At 65.3% G+C, this 21465-nt stretch carries 21 protein-coding genes; 8 read left to right on the plus strand and 13 right to left on the minus strand.

The annotated features are described in order from the left end of the window. Positions 1 to 14: 14 nt before the first annotated feature. The 6 genes from ACPT9U_RS05515 to ACPT9U_RS05540 all read right to left on the minus strand — a co-directional run bounded on the left by ACPT9U_RS05515 (position 15) and on the right by ACPT9U_RS05540 (position 5676). Complete coding sequence (locus tag ACPT9U_RS05515; RefSeq protein WP_418364810.1) at positions 15 to 440, minus strand: c-type cytochrome; 426 nt, start codon at positions 438 to 440, stop codon at positions 15 to 17. Between the two features lie 386 nt (positions 441 to 826). Continuing rightward, complete coding sequence (locus tag ACPT9U_RS05520) at positions 827 to 1915, minus strand: BMP family ABC transporter substrate-binding protein (protein WP_435750145.1); 1089 nt, start codon at positions 1913 to 1915, stop codon at positions 827 to 829. A gap of 78 nt (positions 1916 to 1993) precedes the next feature. Continuing rightward, positions 1994 to 3013, minus strand: coding sequence for a quinone-dependent dihydroorotate dehydrogenase (locus tag ACPT9U_RS05525; protein ID WP_435750146.1), 1020 nt, complete (start codon positions 3011 to 3013; stop codon positions 1994 to 1996). A gap of 108 nt (positions 3014 to 3121) precedes the next feature. Further along, positions 3122 to 3847 (minus strand): arginyltransferase, encoded by a 726-nt coding sequence (locus ACPT9U_RS05530; RefSeq protein WP_418364806.1) that lies wholly within the window; start codon positions 3845 to 3847, stop codon positions 3122 to 3124. Positions 3848 to 3874: 27 nt separating this feature from the next. Next, positions 3875 to 4582, minus strand: coding sequence for a leucyl/phenylalanyl-tRNA--protein transferase (gene aat / locus ACPT9U_RS05535; protein ID WP_418364805.1), 708 nt, complete (start codon positions 4580 to 4582; stop codon positions 3875 to 3877). Next, the gene (locus tag ACPT9U_RS05540; protein WP_418364804.1) at positions 4579 to 5676 is read right to left on the minus strand and encodes an ABC transporter ATP-binding protein; all 1098 of its coding nucleotides are present in this window, start codon (positions 5674 to 5676) and stop codon (positions 4579 to 4581) included. Before ACPT9U_RS05540 ends, aat begins: the two co-directional genes overlap by 4 nt. A 165-nt stretch (positions 5677 to 5841) precedes the next feature. On the opposite strand from ACPT9U_RS05540, the gene ACPT9U_RS05545 reads away from it, so the two are divergent. Continuing rightward, the gene (locus ACPT9U_RS05545; RefSeq protein WP_418364803.1) at positions 5842 to 7509 is read left to right on the plus strand and encodes an ABC transporter permease; all 1668 of its coding nucleotides are present in this window, start codon (positions 5842 to 5844) and stop codon (positions 7507 to 7509) included. A 286-nt stretch (positions 7510 to 7795) separates the two neighbouring features. Then, the gene (locus tag ACPT9U_RS05550) at positions 7796 to 9919 is read left to right on the plus strand and encodes a sensor domain-containing diguanylate cyclase (RefSeq protein ID WP_435750147.1); all 2124 of its coding nucleotides are present in this window, start codon (positions 7796 to 7798) and stop codon (positions 9917 to 9919) included. A 29-nt stretch (positions 9920 to 9948) separates the two neighbouring features. Here the strand turns inward: ACPT9U_RS05550 and ACPT9U_RS05555 are convergent, their stop codons facing one another. Continuing rightward, complete coding sequence (locus tag ACPT9U_RS05555) at positions 9949 to 10959, minus strand: Fe(3+) ABC transporter substrate-binding protein (protein ID WP_435750217.1); 1011 nt, start codon at positions 10957 to 10959, stop codon at positions 9949 to 9951. Between the two features lie 126 nt (positions 10960 to 11085). Here ACPT9U_RS05555 and ACPT9U_RS05560 point away from each other — a divergent pair, with 126 nt between their 5' ends. After that, positions 11086 to 11436, plus strand: coding sequence for a DUF2325 domain-containing protein (locus ACPT9U_RS05560; protein ID WP_418364801.1), 351 nt, complete (start codon positions 11086 to 11088; stop codon positions 11434 to 11436). A 73-nt stretch (positions 11437 to 11509) separates the two neighbouring features. Here ACPT9U_RS05560 and ACPT9U_RS05565 read toward each other — a convergent pair whose 3' ends face one another. From ACPT9U_RS05565 to ACPT9U_RS05590, 6 genes are all read right to left on the minus strand, one after another. Continuing rightward, the gene (locus ACPT9U_RS05565) at positions 11510 to 12079 is read right to left on the minus strand and encodes a C40 family peptidase (protein ID WP_435750148.1); all 570 of its coding nucleotides are present in this window, start codon (positions 12077 to 12079) and stop codon (positions 11510 to 11512) included. Positions 12080 to 12184: 105 nt separating this feature from the next. Next, the gene (locus ACPT9U_RS05570) at positions 12185 to 12826 is read right to left on the minus strand and encodes a 3'-5' exonuclease (protein WP_435750149.1); all 642 of its coding nucleotides are present in this window, start codon (positions 12824 to 12826) and stop codon (positions 12185 to 12187) included. Continuing rightward, positions 12823 to 14721: a DUF294 nucleotidyltransferase-like domain-containing protein gene (locus ACPT9U_RS05575; protein WP_435750150.1), complete on the minus strand. Its 1899-nt coding sequence runs from the start codon at positions 14719 to 14721 to the stop codon at positions 12823 to 12825. The genes ACPT9U_RS05570 and ACPT9U_RS05575 overlap by 4 nt, the downstream gene beginning before the upstream one ends. A 195-nt stretch (positions 14722 to 14916) precedes the next feature. Beyond that, on the minus strand, positions 14917 to 16419 hold the full coding sequence (locus ACPT9U_RS05580) for a PhoH family protein (protein ID WP_435750151.1): 1503 nt from the start codon (positions 16417 to 16419) through the stop codon (positions 14917 to 14919). A gap of 72 nt (positions 16420 to 16491) precedes the next feature. After that, positions 16492 to 16947 (minus strand): peroxiredoxin, encoded by a 456-nt coding sequence (locus tag ACPT9U_RS05585; RefSeq protein WP_435750152.1) that lies wholly within the window; start codon positions 16945 to 16947, stop codon positions 16492 to 16494. A 152-nt stretch (positions 16948 to 17099) separates the two neighbouring features. Then, a complete protein-coding gene (locus ACPT9U_RS05590; RefSeq protein ID WP_435750153.1) occupies positions 17100 to 17483 on the minus strand; it encodes an Mth938-like domain-containing protein in 384 nt (127 codons plus the stop codon). 135 nt (positions 17484 to 17618) lie between these two features. Between ACPT9U_RS05590 and ACPT9U_RS05595 the strand changes: the two genes are divergently transcribed. From ACPT9U_RS05595 to ACPT9U_RS05615, 5 genes are all read left to right on the plus strand, one after another. Continuing rightward, complete coding sequence (locus ACPT9U_RS05595) at positions 17619 to 18923, plus strand: pyridoxal phosphate-dependent aminotransferase (RefSeq protein ID WP_418364794.1); 1305 nt, start codon at positions 17619 to 17621, stop codon at positions 18921 to 18923. Positions 18924 to 18968: 45 nt separating this feature from the next. Further along, complete coding sequence (locus ACPT9U_RS05600; protein WP_435750154.1) at positions 18969 to 20276, plus strand: homoserine dehydrogenase; 1308 nt, start codon at positions 18969 to 18971, stop codon at positions 20274 to 20276. 119 nt (positions 20277 to 20395) lie between these two features. Further along, positions 20396 to 21058 (plus strand): MOSC domain-containing protein, encoded by a 663-nt coding sequence (locus ACPT9U_RS05605; RefSeq protein ID WP_435750155.1) that lies wholly within the window; start codon positions 20396 to 20398, stop codon positions 21056 to 21058. A gap of 20 nt (positions 21059 to 21078) precedes the next feature. After that, entirely contained in the window at positions 21079 to 21228 is a 150-nt protein-coding gene (locus ACPT9U_RS05610; protein ID WP_435750157.1) for a hypothetical protein, read from the plus strand. Positions 21229 to 21241: 13 nt separating this feature from the next. Then, positions 21242 to 21454, plus strand: coding sequence for a dodecin (locus tag ACPT9U_RS05615; protein WP_418364790.1), 213 nt, complete (start codon positions 21242 to 21244; stop codon positions 21452 to 21454). Positions 21455 to 21465: the final 11 nt, after the last annotated feature.

Below are 21465 nucleotides of genomic sequence, written 5' to 3' on the forward strand. Positions count from 1 at the left end.
CTCCAGTGTTCCGATCAGCCCTCGATGTTGGGCGGCCAGTTGGCGGTGTTGATCTCGGACGTGTACTTCAGGAAGGCCACGAGCTGGTCGAGCTGTTCTTCGGTCAGGTTGAAGTTCGGCATCTGGCGACGGCCGGGGGCTCCAGTGGGCATGGCCTGCATCCAGGCCTTGATGAAGTCACCGCCACGGCGCTTGTAGACGTTGCCGAGCTCGGGCGCGAAGTAGGCGCCTTCGCCGAGCAAGGTGTGGCAGCCGAGACAGTTGTTGACTTCCCAGATGTGCTTGCCGGCTGCGACCTCGGGGGTGATTGCCTGCCGGTTGTCACGATTCGGAAGCTCGCGCTCCGTATCGAAGGTGAGCGCCAGGAACAGAAGGAAGAAGAACACCGTTCCCCCGTAGAAGATGTTCCGCGCCATTGATTTTGTGAAGATACCGCTCATGGAGTACTCCTCATCGCTTGTCTCGTTTTATCCAAAAAGGTGTCGGTTTGCCCGGGTGGTTCAGGGGTTACAACTGTCCACGGCTAAGCCGATGGTGGGCGCATTGTGGGTGGGAGGTCCCTACCGGCTCCATGATTTGAATCAAGATGTGGCGGCAAGGAGGCGTCGATGAGGAATGGAGGCACATCTGACCGGGCGAGGGCGCGCCGTCGCTGCGCGTGGTGCTTGCATCTTGCATGCGTGGTGCTGCTGGCGGGCGGGGCTGTGCCGGCGCGGACGGAGCCCGTGGCTGCTGATCAGTGGGTCGCGGTCGACGTGGGGCATACCCTGGAGGCACCCGGCGGAGGCGCTTCGCGGGGCGCCGCGCGCGGGTGCCGCGAGGCCGCTTACTTCGCGTTCGGCAGGCGCGACGACACGCCCTGCACGAAGTAGTCCATCTTGCCCAGCGCGGCATCGTCCATGACCGCCCCGGTCGCGAGGCGCTCGGTGCCGGCCTGGTCCACCACCGGCCCGGTGAAGGGGTGGAAGCTGCCTGCGGTGATCTTCGCCTCGAGATCACGCACCATCGCCTGCACGTCCTCGGGGATCGCCGGATTGAGCGGCGTGAGCTTGATCATGCCGTCCTTCATGCCGCCCCACACGCCCTCGGGCTTCCAGGTGCCGGCGAGCACTGCGTCGACGGTGCGCTTGTAGAACTCGCCCCAGTGGTGGGTGGTGGCGGTGAGCTGGGCCTTCGGGCCGTACTTGGACATGTCCGAATGGTAGGCGAAGGCGTGCACGCCCTTTTCTTCGGCGGCCTGCACGGTGGCGGTCGAGTCGGTATGGTGAGTGAGCATGTCGGCGCCTTGCGAGATCAGCGTCATCGCAGCCTCGCGTTCCTTGCCCGGGTCATACCAGCTGTTGGCCCAGATCACGCGCACCTCCACGTTCGGGTTCACGCTGCGCGCGCCCATGGTGAAGGCGTTGATGCCCTGCAGTACCTCCGGGATGGGGAAGGCGCCGACGTAGCCGAGCACGCTGGACTTGGTCATCTTGCCGGCGATCACGCCGTTGAGGTAACGCCCTTCATAGAAGCGCGCGTTGTAGGGGGCGAAGTTCTTCGCCGACTTGTAGCCAGTGGCGTGCAGGAAAGTGACGTTCGGGAATTGGCGGGCGACGCGCTCGACGTAGTTCATGTAGCCGAAGCTGGTGGCGAACACGATCTTGCTGCCGCTGGCGGCAAACTCCCGGATCACGCGTTCGGCGTCTGCACCTTCGGCCACGCTCTCGACATAACGCGTCTCGATGCGGTCGCCAAACGCGGCTTCGAGCGCCTTGCGGCCGAGGTCGTGCTGGAACGTCCAGCCGGCATCGCCGATCGGGCTGACATAGACGAAGCCAACCTTGGCGGGTGCCTCGGCGGCCGCGCTCAGCGGAAGGGTGGCGGCGACAGCGAATGCGGCAGCACACAGCATGAACTGGCGGCGATGGGTCATGGACGAGTCTCCTGAGGCAGTCGTGAAGGCGGGTGTGGGTCGGATGGGATTCAGCCGTGGCGAAGCGCCGGGCCGTGTTCAGCGTTGCGGGTAATGCGCGGTGGCGCGCACGCATTCGGGCACGAGTTCGGGGCCGCGGTAGATCAGGCCGCTGTAGAGCTGGACCAGCTTTGCCCCGGCATCGAGCTTGGCGCGTGCCTGCGTGCCTTCGAGCACCCCGCCTGCTGCGATGATCGGCAATTCGTCGCCGAGCGCCTGTGCAAGTTTGCGCACCACCGTGGTCGAGGCCTCGAACACCGGTGCGCCCGACAGGCCGCCCTGTTCGTTTCCATGGCGGATGCCCTGCACCTGGTCGCGCGCGACCGTCGTGTTGGTGGCGATGACGGCGTCGATGCGGTGGCGGCGCAACGCGTCGGCGATGTTGGTGAGCTGTGCGTCCTCGAGATCGGGCGAGATCTTCAGCGTCATGGGTACGTAGCGACCGTGGGTGTCGGCGAGGCGGGTCTGAGCGGCCTTGAGCCGGCCGAGCAGGTCGTCGAGCTCGGACTCGCCCTGCAGCTGGCGCAGGTTCTTCGTGTTGGGCGAAGAGATGTTGACCGTGACATAGCTCGCCAATGCATAGACCTTTTCGAGGCAGGCGAGGTAGTCATCTGCGGCGTGTTCGATCGGGGTGTCGAAGTTCTTGCCGATGTTGATGCCGAGGATGCCGCGGAATTTTGCCGCACGCACATGGGCGATCAGCGCATCGACGCCGTGGTTGTTGAACCCCATGCGGTTGATGATGCCCCGCACCTCGGGGAGGCGGAACATGCGTGGGCGCGGGTTGCCGGGCTGTGGTCGCGGCGTGATGGTGCCGATCTCGATGAAGCCGAAGCCCAGCCGGGCCAAGCCGTCGAGCGCTTCACCGTTCTTGTCGAGTCCTGCGGCGAGGCCGATCCGGTTGGGGAACTGCAGGCCCATGACCTCGACCGGATCGGCGGCGTGGGGCTGGCCGGCGGGCAGCAGCTTGCCGGCCAGATGCAGGCCCTGCAGGGTGAAATTGTGTGCGCTTTCGGGGTCGAGCGAAAACAGCAGCGGGCGGGCGAGTTCGTAAAGCATTGCAGGATTGTATCGGTTCGCCCCGTGGCGGTGCAGGGGGCGGTTGAGGAGGCGGGGAATTGAAGGGGTGAGGGGGGCGCTGCGTAGTCCGCGGAAAGGTCCGACCGCTCACGGTTGTGTCCGCAGCGGCTGCCAGATCCCGTCCTGCAGAGCCTCGAGCGGCCGAAAGCGCGACTTGTAGGCCATCTTCTTGCTCTCCTCGATCCAGTAGCCCAGATAGACGTGGGGCAGTCCGAGGCGGCGGGCGGCTTCGATCTGCCACAGGATGCCGTAGGTGCCCAGCGCGCTGCGCGGCAGCCTCGGTTCGTAGAAGGTATATACGCTGGACAGCCCGTCGCTGAGGCAGTCGATCACGCTCACCATCCGCAGCATGCCGTATTCGCGAAACTCGATCAGGCGCGTGTCGACATGGCTTTGCAGCAGGAAATGGCTGAACTGCTCGCGGTTGTCCAGATCCATCCCGCCGCCCGCATGTCGTGCCGCCTGGTAGCGCTGGTAAAGCTGGAAGTGTTCTTCGTGCAAGGCGAGTGGGCGCTCCGTGCTTGTCAGGCCGCCATGCAACTTCCACGCGCGGCGCTGGCTGCGGTCGGGGCGGAAGTCCTGCACCGGGATGCGCACGGGCACGCAGGCCTTGCAGCTGTCACAGTGGGGCCGGTAGGTGAACACGCCGCTGCGGCGAAAGCCGCGACGCACAAGCTCGCTGTAGATGGGGGTGTCGATCAGGTGTCCGGGTGTGGCGACCTGCGAGCGTGCGCTGCGCTCGGGGAGGTAGGAGCAGGCATAGGGCGCTGTTGCATAAAACTGGATCAGCGCATAGGGGTAGTCCTGTTGCATTGCCTCGTTCGCCAGACAGGGTTGGGTTCAGGGCCAGTCGAAGTCGTCCATGGCGTCCGCAGCCCATTTGGCCGGCGCATCACCTGCGGCCACGAGCTGCTGCAGTGCCATGATGAACCGTGCGCGCGGTATCTCCCGTGCGCCCATCGACAGCAGGTGGCGTGTGGTCATCTGGCAGTCGATCATGCCATAGCCGCGCGCTGCGAGCAGCCGTGCGAGGTGGGCAAGCGCGACTTTGGATGCATCGGTTTCGAGCGAGAACATGGACTCGCCGAAGAACATCCGCCCCAGCGCGATGCCGTACAGGCCGCCGACCAGCCGTTCATCCTGCCAGCATTCGACGCTGTGGGCATAGCCGAGTTCATGCATGTGACGGTAAGCGGCCTGCATGGAGGGGGTGATCCAGGTTCCGAGGCCGGGCTCGCGCGGCGCGGCACAGGCGCGCACGACCTCGGCGAAGTCGGTGTCGGCACGCACTTCAAAACGCCGGCGGCGCAGCGTCTTGCGTAGCGAGTGGCTGATGTGGACGTGCCCGGGGTCGAGCACCAGGCGCGGATCGGGCGTCCACCAAAGGATGGGCTCTCCGGCGCTGAACCACGGGAAGATGCCGCGCCGATAGGCGGCCAGGAGCCAGGGCGGCGTGAGCGCGCCGCCCGCGGCGATCAGGCCATTGGGCTCGGCCAGCGCCGCCGTGTCGGGCGGAAACTCCGGCGCATCGCCCAGCCAGGAAATCATGGTTTCGGGGTGGAGAAGCTGCGGTCTGTGTCGCCATCGGGGAAAGTGACCACATGGTCCACATCCAGCCGGATCCCGATGTGCTCGCCGACTGCGTGGTTGTGATGGCTGGGCACCAGTGACAACACCCGTGCCCCGCTTCCAAGGCGCAGGGTGTAGAGGATGTCCGCGCCGCGGAACGCCTTGTGGGCGACCTCGGCCACGAGCGGACTGGTGTCATCGTGCACGATGTCGTCGGGACGCAGCAGCACGTCGACCTCGCTGCCGTGCGCGCAGGCAGCGCAGTTCTCCCCGCATACCAGCGGTGTGCTGCTGTTGAGCACGCCGAGCTCGACTTGTACGCGCTGGTCGTCGAGCACCCTGCCGCGCACAAAGGCGCCCTGGCCGATGAAATCGGCTACGAACCGGTTCGCCGGGCGGTGATACAGGTTGTAGGGGGTATCCCACTGCTGGATGCGCCCTTCGTGCATCAGACCGATCTCGTCCGCGACCGCAAAGGCCTCGTGCTGGTCGTGGGTGACGAGGATTGCCGTGGTGTCTGTGGACTTGATGATGTCTCGCACCTCGTAGGAGAGCCTTTCGCGCAATTCGACGTCGAGATTGGAGAAGGGCTCATCGAGCAGCAGCAGGCTGGGACGCGGCGCGAGCGCGCGCGCGAGCGCGATCCGTTGCTGCTGGCCGCCGGACATCTCGTGGGGGAACTTGCCCCCCTGGCTGCCGAGCCCGACGAGTGCGAGCAGTTCCTCCACGCGCCGGCGCCGCTCGGTCGGTGTCTCTCCCCGCAGGCCGAAGGCGATGTTGTCGGCTACCGAAAGATGCGGGAAGAGCGCGTAGTCCTGAAAAACCATGCCGATGCGCCGCCGCTCGGGGGGCACGCTGTGGGCCGGCGTGCTGACGATCTCTCCGTCGAGCCGGATGTGGCCGGAAGCGAGCCGTTCGAACCCCGCGATGCAGCGCAGCACCGTGGTCTTGCCGCAGCCGGAGGGGCCCAGCAGGCAGCCGATGCGCCCCTTGGCGAGGTGCAGCGAGAGTTGGCGCACGACCACATTGTCGCCGAAGGCAAGATCGATGCGGTCTAGTTCGAGGTGGGACATGGGCCGGATCCAGGGGAGGAACGGGTGCGACGGCAGGGGCTGCAGGGCTGAGGGGGCGAGGCGTCGATTATTGCACCGCAGGTTTCCAAATGCGATCAATTATAATTCGCCGACAGCAGCGGAGCCGGCCGATGTGCGGCCAGGCCCCGATCAGACGGGAACGGAATGAATTCTTCGGGAGTATGGGGCGCAAGGCGCCTGCAGGGGTCGACACTCACGCTGTCCGCGGTGCTGGTTGCTGCACTGATCGCGGCGCCGGTGCTGTCGGTGTTCTCCAACGTGTTCGTGGGGCAGACCAGCGACACCTGGGCGCATCTGGCCGATACCGTGCTGGGCGAGTTCGTCTTCAACACCGTCGTGCTGTGTGTCGGCGTGGGCCTGGGTGTGGCCTCGATCGGGGTAACGGCGGCCTGGTTGACCACGATGCTTGATTTTCCCGGGCGGCGCTTCTTCGAGTGGGCGCTGGTGCTGCCACTGGCCATGCCTGCCTACGTGATGGCCTACGTATATACCGACTTCCTCCAGTTCGTCGGTCCGGTGCAGAGCGGGCTGCGGGAAGCCTTCGGCTGGCGGCACGGCGATTACTGGTTTCCGGATGTGCGCAGCGTCGGTGGCGCGGTGGCGATGTTCATGTTCGTGCTCTATCCCTACGTTTACATGCTTGCCCGCGCGGCCTTTCTCGAGCGTGCGGGGGGCATGCTCGAGGCCGCCCGCTCGCTGGGGCTTGGACCGTGGTCCTCGTTCTTCCGCGTTTCGCTGCCGCTGGCGCGACCGGCGGTGGTTGCGGGCACGGCGCTGGCGCTGATGGAAACGCTGGCCGATTTCGGGACCGTGTCCTACTTCGGCGTGCAGACCTTCACGACCGGGATTTACCGTGCCTGGTTTTCGCTCGGTGATCGCATCGCTGCCGCGCAGCTTTCTGCAGCGCTGCTCGCTTTCGTGGTGCTCGTGCTCGCGCTCGAACATCTTTCGCGCGGGCGTGCGCGTTTCAACAACACTTCGCGCCAGGCGGCGCTGCCGGTGCGGGTCAAGCTCAGCGGGGGGCTAGGCCGGCTTGCTGCGCTCGCCTGCTTCATGCCCTTGCTGCTCGGCTTTCTGTTGCCGGCCGGTCTGCTGCTGGAGATGGCGCTGGTCGAGGGTGACGCACAGTTCGGCGCCCGTTTCGTGCAATTGGCCCGCAACAGCTTCGTGCTGGCCGCGGTCACCGCTTTCATTGCGGTGCTGCTTGCAGTGCTGCTCGCCTATGCGGCGCGTCTCGCGCGCTCGCAGCTGCCACGCGCGCTGAACCGGGTGGTTGGGTTGGGCTATGCAGTGCCTGGTTCGGTGATTGCGGTCGGGGTGCTGATCCCGCTCACACGGCTGGACAACTGGTTGGCGCACAGTTGGGAGGCGCTGTTCGGGGTCAATCCCGGGCTGGTGTTCACGGGAGGCATCGCGGCGCTGGTGTACGCCTACCTGGCGCGCTTCCTCTCGGTGGGGCTGCAGACCGTGGAGTCCAGCCTGGGCAAGATCACGCCGAGCATGGACGACGCCTCGCGCAGTCTCGGTGCCGGCAAGTGGGAGACCTTGCGCCGCGTGCACATGCCCATGCTGCGCGGAAGCCTGCTGACCGCCGGCCTGCTGGTGTTCGTCGACGTGATGAAGGAGTTGCCGGCAACGCTGGTGATCCGTCCGTTCAACTTCGATACGCTGGCGACACAGGCACACACCCTCGCTGCGGACGAGCGCCTGAGCGAGGCCTCGACGGCCGCGCTGATCATCGTCGCCGTTGGCCTGTTGCCGATGATCGTGATCTCCCGCCAGATCCTTGGCACGAGCCGGCGGCGCAGCTGAGATGCAAGGTGGGCGCCCCCGGTGGGGGGCGTCCCCGCCCGCGGGCCTGCTCATTGGCTGCACAGCGTGAAAAATTGCCCCATTGCGCGGTTGTGCGATCGCACATGAATACGAGGCTGGGGGATAATCGCGGCCACGAGAATAAAGCCAAGAACATGAAATCGACCGTATGGGGTCCGGCGCCTGCGCTACGGTTCCCTCTCCTTTCAGCACTGCCGTGTTCCGATGCCCCTTTCGCCGTTGCGGCGCAGGGGCGTGTTGCCCTCATCCTTCGAGCAGGCTGACGATGCAGCGTGTGCTAGGCATGAAAGGCGAGATCGCCCGTCCCTATGGCTGGGCAACCCTGCTGAGCGTGGTTTTCTGCGGGACGCTGCTCGTTCACGCCAACCTGTTTCCAACCCCTGAGCATTATCTCGCCCTGCATGCCGGGCTGGAGTTCTTCTCGGTTGCGGTGTCGGTGATGGTGCTGGCCCTGGGGTGGAACCTGCGCAAGGCAGTCGGCAGTGCGCGGCGGGTCTGGCTTGGTGCCGCCTTCCTCGGCGCAGGGTTGCTCGATCTGGCGCACACGCTCTCGTATGCGGGCATGCCGCTCTTCATCACGCCCAGCGGTACCGAGAAGGCCATCCATTTCTGGCTTGCGGCGCGGACTCTGGTGCTCATCGGCCTGATCGGCTATCCCTTCGTGGGGGATGGGCGCTGGTCGTCCGTGCGCGCTTTGGTGGTCACCGCAGGAGGCCTTGCGCTGGCGCTGGCATGGAGCTGGATGGTGCTCTTCCAGCCCGATCGCATGCCGCACACCTTCGTGCCGGGGCAGGGCGTCACGACGCTCAAGCTGGCGGTCGAATACCTGCTCGCCGGGTTGTATCTGCTCGCGGCCGTGCTGCTCGCAAGGCATGCGATGGTGAAGCGGGACAAGTCGGCGAACTGGCTTGCTGCGGCGGCCTGGGTGCTTGCCCTCACCGAGCTCTATTTCACGCTCTATGTGGACGTGAGCGACTTCTTCAACGTCATGGGGCACGTGTTCAAGATCGCGGGCTTTGCGATGATCTACCGGGCGGTCTTCGTGTCGGGCGTGCGCGAGCCTCACGACGCGCTGGCCCGCGAGCGGGCGCTGCTGAGGGCACTGATCGATTCGGTGCCGGACCTGATCGCATTCCGCGATCTGCGCGGGCGCTTCCTGGGTTGCAACAAGGCCTTCGCGGCGGCATACGGTGTGCGGGAAGCGGAGTTGCTCGGGCGCCGAGAGACCGATGTCTTCCCGCAGCTTGCAGGATTGGCGGGAGGCACGCCGGACGTGGTGGTCGCTGAAGCCGTGCGTGTGGAAGAGTGGCTGGAAGGGCCGGATGGCACCCTGCGCCTGCTCGACACGCTGCGCACGCCGTTCTGCGACGAGCGCGGCGAGAGCCTCGGCGAGATCCGGGTCAGCCGCGATTTCACCGAGCGGCGCAGGGTGCGCGAGCAGATCGCAGAGCGTGAGCGGCGGGTCATGCTTGCGCTCGAGGGCGCGGAGCTGGGTCTCTGGGACTGGGATGTGCCAAGCGGGCGGACAAGCTATAGCCCGGCCTGGGGCCGGATGCTTGGCTTCGAGCCGCATGAGTTCGAGCAGGATGTGGAAACCTGGGAGTCGCTGGTCCATCCCGACGACTGGAGCGACATCCGCAACTCGCTCGAGCCGCACCTGCGCGGCGAAAGGGACGCCTATCAGGCCGAATACCGGCTTCGGCACAAGGACGGAAGATGGGTGTGGGTGCTCGCCGCAGGTCGGGTGCTGGACCGTGACGAGCGCGGGCAGCCGCTACGCATGGTTGGCATCCTGCAGGATGTTTCGCAGCGCAAGGTGATGGAAGAGAGCCTGGTCCAGCTTGCGACCAGCGACCCCCTGACCGGGCTCTGGAATCGCCGACACTTTGCGGAGATGGTGCGCGGCGAACTCGGACGGCTGCGCAGACATCAGTCGACGGCCGGGCTGCTCCTGCTCGATCTCGATCACTTCAAGCGCATCAACGATACCCATGGTCACGCAGCCGGCGACGAGGTGCTGCGTCACTTCACAGCGACCGTTACCGCCCAGCTTCGTGAGGCAGACGTGTTCGCCCGGCTAGGGGGCGAGGAGTTTGCCATCCTGCTGCCGTGTATCGATGCGCGCGGTGCGCTGCGTGTTGCCGAGCGGCTGTGCCGTATCGTTGCGGCGCATCCGGCGGCGATCGACTCGGGCCCGCTTGTGTTCACGGTCAGTATCGGCGTCACCATGTTGTCGCTGGACGATGAGGACCACGAAGCCGCTTACGCACGTGCGGACGAGGCCTTGTATGAAGCGAAGCATGCCGGACGCAATCGCGCCCTGATGTCCTCGGCGGACCGGGAGGATGCTGCGGGACTGGCCGCCGACGTGTCGCCGGCCAGTCTGTAGGCCGCCGCAAGCGGCGACCCGGTGGGCGCTCAGCGGTAACCGGCGCGGTCGAAGATGCGCTGGGCTTCCGCCACGGTGTCGGCGAGCTCGCCGATCGGCAGGGTGTCGGCCTTGAATTCGCCGAGTTTCGTCAGTGCGGCGTTCTCGACCTTGACCGTGGGCACGACCGGCCATTCGTTGTTGCCGTTGGCGAAGTAGGCCTGCGCCGAGTCCGAGGCGAGATATTCAAGGAATTTCACTGCAGCTTCCTTGTTCGGCGCGTGCTTCAGCATGCCTGCGCCGGAGACGTTGATGTGCGTGCCCCAGCTTTGCTGGTTGGGCCACACGGCCTGGATGCTGGCCACGGCACGCTGGTCTTCCTCCTTGGGCGAATTCATCAGCCGCGCCAGGTAGTAGCTGTTCGCGATCGCCACGCCGCATTCGCCTGCAGCGACGGCGCGGATCTGGTCGGTGTCGCCGCCCTTGGGCGCGCGTGCGAAGTTGGCGACCAGGCCTTCGGCCCATTTCGCGGCGGCTTCTGCGCCGTTGTGCTTGATCAGCGCAGCGCCTAGCGACAGGTTGTAAGGATGGCTGCCCGAGCGGGTGCATACCTTGCCCTTGAGCGCAGGATCCGCAAGCTGCTCGTAGGTCTGCACCTGCTCGGCCTTGACCAGCTCCGGGTTGTAGACGATGACGCGCGCGCGGGTGGAGTAGGAGAACCAGTTCGGCGCACGCAGGTGTGCCGGGATGCGGGCTTCGAGCGCCTCCGATTTGACCGGCTCGAAGATCCCGAGCTCATCGGCCTTGGCCAGGCGTGATGCATCCACGGTGATGAAAATGTCGGCCGGGCTGTTGGCGCCTTCGTTGCGGATACGTTCGAGGAGCTCGTCTTCCTTCGCCTCGATGCGGTTGATCTTGATGCCGGTCTGCTTGGTGAAATCGCCGTACAACTGCTCGTCGGTCTGGTAGTGACGGGCGGAGTAGATATTCAGCTCGGCAGCGGCTGCGGTGCCGGCAACGCCGAATGCGGCGAGCAATGAGGCGAGTACGGCCTTCTTCATCATGTTGGAGAACCCCCGGGTTGTTGATCTTGCAGCGCGATAATAACGAGAAGAATTCCCAGTTGCAAACGGATCGCATTAGCGGCATTATCGATGAGAATCATTCGCAACAATTAAGGGGGATTCATGAATGCACTGCTCGTGGGGGCCGACCGTCTGGGCAATATTCCCGATGTCCTCGGCAGCTTCGGAATACGCATCGCCGCGCATGTGAGCGGGCGGGACACCACACACCAGCGACGCAGCGCGCCCTTGCCGAGCGGCATTGGCGTGGTGATCCTGTTTACAGACTTCATCGGGCACAACGTGATGCAGCGCTTTCGCGAGGCGGCAAGTCGCGAGGGGGTGATGTTCGTCTGCTGCCGACGGTCGACCTGCGCGCTGCAGCAGGCGCTGGGCAAGCGGTTGGGGGAGCGCTGTGCATCGTGCGAGATCGACTGCAAGCATCGTGAGGGCGCACGCAGCACGCGGAACTGAACCTGCGGCGTCAGAAACAAGAAAGCCCGGAGTTTGACGCCGGGCTTTCTTGTTTCTGGGATGTCGACGCGCTTCAGCGTGCCGTAAGCAGCGCTGAAGATGCGTTGCCGAGTGTCGGTTCGTCGATCAGTCTGCGCGCGCCATTGAAGCGTTTTGCCCAGTAGCGGGTGCCGATGCTCTCGACACGCACCTTGCCGCCGCGGGAGGGGGCGTGCACGAACTTTCCGTCGCCCAGATAAATGCCCACGTGAGAGAAGGTGCGGCGCATCGTGTTGAAGAACACCAGGTCGCCGGGTTGCAGATCGGAGCGGCTGATCTTGTCCCCCAGGCCCGCCATCTGGCGTGCAGTACGGGGCAGATCCAGCCCTACGGCGTTCCGGAACACGTTGAGCACCAGGCCGCTGCAGTCGAGCCCGGTCTCGGGAGAGGTGCCGCCGAAGCGGTAGGGAATGCCGAGGTGGCTCAGCGCTTCGTCAACCAGTTGTGCTGCCGCCGTAACGTACTCATCGCCTGCGCTCGCCCGGGACGATTCCTGCATGCGTGCGGCCTGATCCGCGTGTGTGACCGGCACATACGCGGTTGAGATGAGCAGCGCGAAAGCGATAGCACGAAAAAACATTCGGCGGAATATACGCACCGGCATGGAACTTGTAAATGGAAATGTCTGCTTGCCGAAGCTGCTAGCTGAAATGCCCGGCGACCCGCCGCGGCGGGCGGCGTAGCGTGGGGCATTTCGCGTGGTGCCTGCTCAGATCTTGAGCTTGTGGCGGAAGGCCTGTTCGTGCTCGGCCAGCCCACGCGGCGTGGCAACCCCGAGCGAGAGCGCACGTGCCTGTGCCGCGAGGAAGAGCTGCGCGATCGCCCAGCCGTCGCCGAGCGCGTGGTGACGCTGGAAGGTTTCGATGCCGAAGGCCGTCATCCAGTCGCCGAGCCGGCTGGGGCGCTCCAGCTTTTCGGGGAACAGTGAGGGCAGCAGGAAGTAGAGGTCGAGCCAGAGAAGCTCGGTGGTGAGCGCGAGGTGCTCCTGCAGGGCACGCTCGAGCATGTTGCGATTGAACGAGGCGCTGAACACCACGAGCGGATTCTTCCCCATGATGGCGAGCAGACCGACGAGAGCCTCGGCAGGTGAGGGGTCGAGCCGTGCGTAATAGGCATCCGCTGGGCGGATCAGGCCCCCATCCACGCCAATGGCGGCGACTGCGAGCAGGCGGTCGCGCTCCAGGTCCAGCCCCGAGGCTTCGGTGTTGAGGACCACATAGCGTGTTTCGAAGTGCGGCCGGCTGCGCCGCGCACGCGGCAAGGCCTGCCAGTCCTGCAGGGCCTGTCCAGCCGCCGCATCGAGTTTGACCGAGCCGCCGCGGGCGGCTTTGAGGCGTGAGAGCAGGCTCATATCTGGTAATCCAGCTTAAGTCGCAACTGGAGCTTGCGTGCCTGGCGGAAGGCTTCCTTGAGGATGCGGCGGTCGAGTTCGTTCAGCGATTCCGGGTTGACGCGGTTGTCCTCAGGGGCGTCGTGCTCGGTCTCCAGATGCTGGGCGCGCAGACGCAGGAGCTGGATGAAGTTGAAGCCATCGATCATGGCGTCGACCTCTTCGGCTGACATGCCGATCCGGGCTGCGGCCTGACGCAGGCGCTGCACGGTGCTGCTGGAGTCCACGCCGGTGCGCAAGGCGAGGATGCGGGCGACGTCCACGAACAGGCGGGCACCCGACTTCTTGAGGTCGATCGTGCTGTCGTCTTCCAGCACGAAGTCGCGGATACGCCCAAGCGGCGGCAGCACCTTGAGCGCATTCACCGCCATCATGCGCAGGAAGCTGCTGTTGCCCTTGACCGTCTTGTTGAGGCAGCTGCGCAGCTGATCCTCGAAGCGCGGGTTGCCATACAGGATGCGGAAATCGAAGAAGATCGACGCATTGAGCAGGGCCTGGGGGTCGGGCTCGCGGATCCAGTCGCCGAAGCGTGATTTCCATTCATCGAGGGTAAGGCAGAGTTCCGGGTTGCTCGCCATGATGTTGCCCTTACAGAGCGGGAATCCGCAGGCGGCGAGGTCGTCGTTGACCGTCTGCGCGAAGGCGAGCAGGCGCTTGCGTGCGCCGTCGACCGACTGCCCCTCCATGGCGCGAAAGACAATCCCGTTGTCCTGGTCGGTGGAGAGCGTTTGTTCGTGCCGGCCTTCCGAGCCGAACGCGAACCAGCCGAAATCGATGCCGAGCAGGTCGTGGCGTTCGCGCGCCAGCACGATGATGCGCCGGGTCAGTGCATCATTGAGCGCCGAGATGAACTGAGTGAGCTGCTCGGCGCCAATGCCCTGTGCGATAAGGTTGAGCGCGAGCTGGCGGATGTCGCCGCTGGCGTGCCGCAGGGCTTCGATGTCCGCGGCGTTGTCGATGCCGGCACGGATCTGGCGCAGGCTGATGCGCTGCAGCGAGAACAGGTCACGCTCGGACACCACGCCCTTGAGCACGCCGTCGACGTCGACCACGAGCAGGTGGCGTACGCCGTGTGTCGCCATCTCCAGCGCAGCGTCGTAGGCGGATGCCGATTGCGGCAGTTGGTGCGGGTTGGCGGTCATCAGCTCGCCGATCGGTCGCGACAGGTCGAAGCCAGCGAGGATCACTCGCGGCAGCAGGTCACTCTGGGTCAGTACGCCGACCGGGCGGGTCTGTTCGTCCACCACGACCATGCAGCCCAGGCGCAACTCGCTCATGCGCTCGAGCGCCTCGCGGGTGGGTGTTTCGGGCGTGACGAAGACGGGCTCCTTCTGGATCAGCTTGCCCAGCGCCGTGGTCATGGTCTGCTGTTCGGCGGCGCGCTGCGCGAAGGTGGTTTGTAGCTGCTGGCGCGACTGGTTCAGCAGGCTGGCGATGTACTGCGTGCAGAACAGGTGGAAGACCGGGCTGATCTGCATCAGGTGGAGGAACTCGTCCGTCGTGACCTGGTAGCAGAAGCTGTCCTCCACCGCCACATACGCGTTGGTCGAAGGCCGGCGTGCCGAGATCGCACCGATCGGGAAGCACTCGCCAGGGCCAAGCGTCAGGCTGGCATACTCGGTCACCGTGGTCGAGCCCGTTTGACGCGCCTGGATCTTGCCCCGCTGGACGATATGGAAATGCTTGGGAACCCCCATCTCGGGGGTGAGGATGTCCGCGCCGCGTGGGAAGAAGCTCAGCACTGCGCGCTCGGCAAGAAATGCGAGCGCTTCCGCCTCCATGCGGTTGAATGGAGAAAAGTTGCGCAGGAAATCCGTGCTGGCACCCACCAGCAGGTCGGCGGCTTCGGTACTCATGGCGGCTCGATCGACGAAGGAATCCGCCGATTATAGGTGAGCAGCCCGATGATGCGGCGGGCGGATCCGGGCTGCAGCGGCGTGCCATCCCCGGCGGGGGGCGCACGCGCAGGCCGTGGCCTCCTTTGCAGGAGGGGATTTGTCGAGGGACGGGGCGTGTGCGGGCGAGGTGCCCCTGCGTGCGGAACCCGCGGCTCAGAGCACCTCTGCGGCGTAGTCCGCCAGCCGGGAGCGTTCACCGCGCTGCAGCGTGATGTGGCCGGCATGCGCCCAGCCCTTGAAGCGGTCGACCACGAAGGTCAGCCCGGACGAGCCTTCCGTGAGGTAAGGGGTGTCGATCTGTGCGATGTTGCCCATGCATACCACCTTGGTGCCGGGGCCTGCGCGGGTGATCAGGGTCTTCATCTGCTTGGGCGTGAGGTTTTGCGCCTCGTCGATGATGAGGAACTTGTTGAGGAAGGTCCGCCCGCGCATGAAATTCAGGCTCTTGATCTTGATGCGGCTGCGGATCAGGTCGCGGGTGGCGGCGCGGCCCCAGTCACCGCCCTCGCCGGCGGTGCCGTTGAGCACGTCGAGGTTGTCTTCGAGCGCGCCCATCCACGGCGCCATCTTTTCTTCCTCGGTGCCGGGCAGAAAACCGATGTCCTCGCCCACCGGCACGGTGACCCGGGTCATGATGATCTCGCTGTAGCGCTTCGATTCGAGCACCTGGGTGAGCCCGGCGGCGAGCGTCAGGAGGGTCTTGCCGGTGCCGGCCTGGCCCAGCAGGGTGACGAAGTCGATCTCCGGGTTCATCAGCAGGTTGAGCGCGAAGTTTTGCTCCCGGTTGCGCGCGGTGATGCCCCATACATTGTTGCGCTGGTGGCTGAAGTCGACCAGCGTCTCCAGCACCACGCTGCGGCCTTCCTTTTCCTTCACCCAGGCTTGCAGGGCCGGCTCCCCGTCCTGGTACACGAACTCGTTGACCAGCATCTCGGGTGCGAGCGGACCGCTCAGTCGGTAGTAGGTGTGCGCCTCCTCCTTCCACGACTGCATGCCACGCCCGTGCGCGTCCCAGAAGTCGGGCGGCAGTTCGCGCGTGCCGGTGTACAGCAGGTCGCTGTCCTCGAGCACCTTGTCGTTGAAGTAGTCCTGCGCCGCCAGCCCGAGCGCGCGGGCCTTGATGCGCATGTTGATGTCCTTGGACACCAGGATGACTTCGCGCTGCGGGTGCTTGTCGGCGAGGAACATCACCACGGCGAGGATCTGGTTGTCGCCACGGGCGGTGGGTAGCGCGGCTGGCAGGGCCACGTCGATGGCCTCGGTCTGCAGGTAGAGTCGGCCCGTGGCGAGCCCGCGCGATGGCCCTTCAAGCGCGATCCCGGCCTCGATGCCGTTCTCGGACTGCGACACGATCTCGTCGAGCATGCGGCTCGCCTGGCGCGTGTTGCGCGCCACTTCGCTCGTGCCCTTCTTGTTGTTGTCCAGCTCCTCAAGGGTCATGATCGGCACGTACAGATCATGCTCCTCGAAGCGGTAAAGGCTGGTGGGGTCGTGCATGAGCACGTTGGTGTCGAGCACGAAGAGCTTGCACGCACCGCCGTGCGGCGCGGTTGCGCGCGCGGTGCGTGTCCGGCGCGTCGTCCCGGATGCTGCGGCGGCCTTGGGCTTGGGTTCGGGGGTGGTCTGCGTGGCGGGGGCTTGGCGTTTCGCGGGCATTGGGCGGGCGGATCCGTTCGGTGGCGGGGAGGGCGGCGGGACGGGCCGGGGCGCGGCCTTCCCGGCGGGGCGTCAGAGGGCGCGTGCGGCGGCGAGGACTTCCTCGGCGTGCCCGGGAACCTTCACGCCGCGCCATTCGCGCGCGATGTCACCCCCGGCGTCGATGAGGAAGGTGCTGCGCTCGATGCCGCGCAGCTGCTTGCCGTACATGTTCTTGAGCTTCATCACGCCGAAGGCTTCGCAGGCCTTTTCCTCCGGGTCGGAGATCAGTTCGAAGGGAAGTGTCAGCTTCACCTTGAAGTTCTCGTGGCTGCGGAGGCTGTCGCGGCTGAGACCATAGACCCGGCATCCGGCTGCGGCGAAGTCCGCGTGCAGTGCAGCGAAATCGCGGGTTTCGTTGGTGCAGCCGGGGGTGTTGTCCTTGGGATAGAAATAGAGCACCAGCTTTTGACCGCGCAGCGCGGACAGGGTGACCGTCTGGTCCCCGGTGGCGGCCAGGCTGAAGTCGGGGGCGGGATGTGCGCTCATGCTTTCTCCTTTTCTGCTTGTCGATGCGTCTGCGCAGGCGAGGCGGCGGGCAGCCCGGCCGGTGCGCGGGGTTCAGGGTAGCGGAAAGGCCGGCTCGCGGTGAACATCTTGTTGAACCCAGGTTACCGGATGGTTGCAGCCTGGTGGCGGCGTCAACGCTCGTGGAGCAGGGCGAGTGTCACCGCGCGGCCCTCGCCGACGAGGATGTTGTAGGTCCGGCACGCGGCGGCGAAGTCCATGAACTCGAAGCCGATCCTGGCCTCGATCAGCGGGCGCAGGAGCTCGGGGGCAGGAAAGCGCTGGCGGTGGCCGGTACCGACGAGCAGGATCTCGGCGCCAGATTCCGCTGCGGCTGCCAGGTCGCTCGGGGTGAGCCCGGACAGGTCACCCGCCGCCGCAGGCGCCCAGCCGGTGACGACCTGCCCGGCGCTGACGAGCAGATTGCCCTCGTGGCGCTCCTTGCCCACCATGACGTGGTCGTCGGCATAGGCGGTGATGATGTTGGTGTTGGCGTTTTTGTCCTGGTAGAGCTTCATTGCGCGTTCCTGGTCGAGGGGCTGCTCGCGTTGCATGGGTGAAATTGCCGCGGTGCGGGAGCGGGGCTAAGATAGCAATCTTTTGCAGGGCCGGAAAACGGCAATGCGCGTATCCATCGATCAGGAAGGGTTGGCATGAAAGCGGTGAAGACACTCGAACTCGCGACGGCATCTCCGGAACCGGTGATCAAGGCCGAGGCGGGCGCGGCTGCACCGCGCCCCATCCGCAAGTCGGCCAAGCTGGCCGAAGTCTGCTACGACATCCGTGGTCCGGTGCTGGTGCGCGCCAAGCAGATGGAGGACGAGGGCCACAAGATCATCAAGCTCAACATCGGCAACCTCGCTGCGTTCGGCTTCGATTCGCCCGAAGAGATCCAGATGGACATGATCCGCAACCTGCCCAACGCGGCCGGCTACTCGGACTCCAAGGGCATCTTCTCCGCGCGCAAGGCGGTGATGCACTACACGCAGCAGAAGGGCATCAAGGGTGTCACGATCGAGGATATCTACATCGGCAATGGCGTCTCCGAGCTGATCGTCATGGCGATGAATGCGCTGCTCGACGCCGGTGACGAGGTGCTGGTGCCGGCGCCCGACTACCCGCTGTGGACCGCAGCGGTGAGCCTGTCGGGCGGCAGGCCGGTGCACTACCTGTGCGACGAGTCGCGCGGCTGGTTGCCTGACATCGAGGACATGCGCGCCAAGATCAACGCCAATACGCGCGCGATCGTGGTGATCAATCCGAACAACCCCACCGGCGCGGTGTATCCGGACGAAACGCTCAAGCAGATCATCGAACTCGCGCGCGAGCACGACCTGATCATCTATGCCGACGAGGTCTATGACAAGGTGCTGTACGAGGGCGTGAAGCACACGTCCATGGCGGCCTTGTCGGAGGATGTTCTCACCATCATTTTCAATGGCCTGTCGAAGAACTACCGTTCCTGCGGCTACCGTGCCGGCTGGATGGTGGTGTGCGGCGACAAGCGTCGGGCGGGCGATTACATCGAGGGGCTGAACATGCTGGCCTCGATGCGTCTGTGCGCCAACGTGCCCGGCCAGTACGCGATCCAGACCGCGCTCGGCGGTTATCAGAGCATCGACGACCTGGTGGCCGAGGGGGGGCGCATGCGTCGCCAGCGCGACCTGGCGTGGGAACTGATCACCCAGATCCCGGGGGTTTCCTGCGTGAAGCCCGACGCGACGCTGTACATGTTTCCGAAGCTGGATCCGAGGATCTATCCGATCGAGGACGACCAGGCCTTCATCGCCGAACTGCTGGAGGAAGAGCGCGTGCTGCTGGTGCAGGGCTCGGGCTTCAACTGGCCGTATCCCGATCACTTCCGCCTCGTCTTCCTGCCGCATGAAGACGACCTGCGCGACGCGATCGGCCGCATCGCCCGCTTCCTCGAAAACTATCGCAAGCGCCACGGCACCTGAATCGCGGCGTACTCGTCACCACTCACTCACCACGGAACACACTGCATGAAACCGATCAATGTTGGCCTGCTGGGCATCGGTACCGTCGGCGGCGGCACCTTCACCGTTCTGAAGCGCAACGCGGAAGAAATCACCCGTCGCGCCGGTCGCCCGATCGTCATCACCACCGTGGCCGACAAGAACCTCGAGCTGGCGCGCAAGGTCACCGGCGGTGACGCGAAGCTCACAGACGACGCCTTCGCAGTGGTGACGGATCCTGAGATCGACATCGTCGTCGAGCTGATCGGTGGCTACGGCGTGGCCAAGGAACTGGTGCTCAAGGCGATCGAAAATGGAAAGCACGTGGTCACCGCCAACAAGGCGCTGCTGGCCGTGCATGGCAACGAGATCTTCGCCGCGGCGCAGAAGAAGGGGGTGATGGTGGCCTTCGAGGCGGCGGTCGCCGGTGGCATCCCGATCATCAAGGCGCTGCGCGAAGGCCTCACCGCCAACCGCATCGAGTGGCTGGCGGGCATCATCAATGGCACGACCAACTTCATCCTGTCCGAGATGCGCGACAAGGGTCTGCCTTTTGCCGAGGTGCTGAAGGAAGCCCAGGCGCTCGGTTACGCCGAGGCCGATCCGACCTTCGATGTCGAGGGCGTAGACGCCGCGCACAAGGCGACGATCATGAGCGCGATTGCTTTCGGCATCCCGATGCAGTTCGACAAGGCCTACATCGAAGGCATCAGCAAGCTCGATGCGGTCGATATCGCCTACGCTGAGCAGTTGGGCTACCGAATCAAGCTGCTGGGCATCGCCCGCCGCCGCGAGCAGGGCGTCGAGTTGCGCGTGCACCCGACGCTGATCCCGGAGAAGCGCCTGATCGCCAACGTGGAAGGCGCGATGAACGCGGTGCTGGTGCAGGGCGACGCCGTCGGTGCGACGCTGTATTACGGCAAGGGCGCCGGCGCCGAGCCGACCGCTTCCGCCGTCATCGCCGACCTGGTCGACGTGACCCGACTGCACACCTCCGACCCCGAGCATCGCGTGCCGCATCTGGCCTTCCAGCCCGACCAGGTACGCAACGTGCCGGTGCTGCCGATCGAGGAGGTCGTCACCTCCTACTACCTGCGCATGCGGGTCGAAGACAAGCCGGGCGTGCTCGCCGACATCACCCGCATCCTGGCCGACAGCGACATTTCGATCGAGGCGCTCAGCCAGAAGGAAGCGGCCGAGGGCGAGACCCACACCGACATCATCCTGCTCACCCACCAGACCTTGGAGAAGAACGCCAACGCTGCGATCGCGCGCATCGAGGCGCTACCGGTGGTGCAGGGCAAGGTGACCAAGCTGCGCATGGAAGGCCTGTGACGCAGCGCCGGGCGTCGTGACACGGGGGCCGCATCCCGCGCAGGGTGCGGCCCCTTTTGATTTCAGGGGACGGCTTGGGCGTACGCGCAGAGCGCGCCACGAACAGAATGGGGAAGGACATGCGTTACACGGTGGACGAGGTCTTCATCGGCACGGTGCGGTTGCTGTCGGCGGATGGCGAACGTAGCGGCATCTTCAAGGCGCCGGCCGATGGCCCGGTGATGCTCACGCCCACCGGGCTCGCAGGGGACGAACAGGCCGACCTTCGTCATCATGGTGGCCCTGACAAGGCCCTGCATCATTTTCCGGTTGAGCACTACGCCCTGCTCGCTGCGGAATGGCCGCACTGTGCGGACAGTGTGGGTGCGGGTTTCCTTGGTGAGAATCTCAGCACGCACGGCCTGACCGAGCACGAGCTTTGCATCGGAGACGTACTTTCGATCGGTGCCGCACGCGTCCAGGTCAGCCAGACCCGCTCGCCCTGCTGGAAGATCGATCTGCGCGTAAAGGCCGAGGGCGCGTCGCGCTTCGTCGAGGCTGCGGGCATTACCGGCTGGTACTACCGGGTGCTGCAGCCTGGCCTGATCGGTGCAGGGGATGTGCTCGAGCTCATCGAGCGTCCCAACCCCTGGTTGTCGCTGGCGCACTACTGGGAGTCGGTGACCGCTCATCGCCCGGACCCGGGCATGCTGCGCCGGATCGCCATGGCGCCCGGTCTCGCTGCCGACAAGGCGAAGCGCTGGGCCGAGCGGGCCGACTGGCTCGAATCGGCTTCCGCGTGAGTTCGGCAGGGGCGTTCGGGATGGCTTTCAAGCTTTCCGTGTTCATCGCTATCCTGATCCTGATTGCGGTGCTCGGAGTGCGCGCGTATCGTGCATCCGTGCGGCGCTTCGAGGAACGGGGTGGAATCCGTCGGGCGTTGTGCAGCGACGATGCATCCAAACTGGAATGAAGGAGGCGCAAGCATGTCCGATCACGTCTACAAACTCGTCGAGGTCGTAGGTTCTTCGCGCGAAGGGACCGATGCTGCCATTCGCAATGCCATTGAAACTGCGGCGCGATCCATTCGCCACATCGAGTGGTTCGAAGTGGTCGAAACGCGCGGACACGTCGTCGATGGCGAGGTGGCGCATTTCCAGGTCACGCTCAAGGTGGGTTTCCGTCTCGAGACGGAATGACCGGGAGCACC

The sequence above is a fragment of the Thauera sp. AutoDN2 genome (assembly GCF_051280715.1).
Classification (GTDB): domain Bacteria; phylum Pseudomonadota; class Gammaproteobacteria; order Burkholderiales; family Rhodocyclaceae; genus Thauera.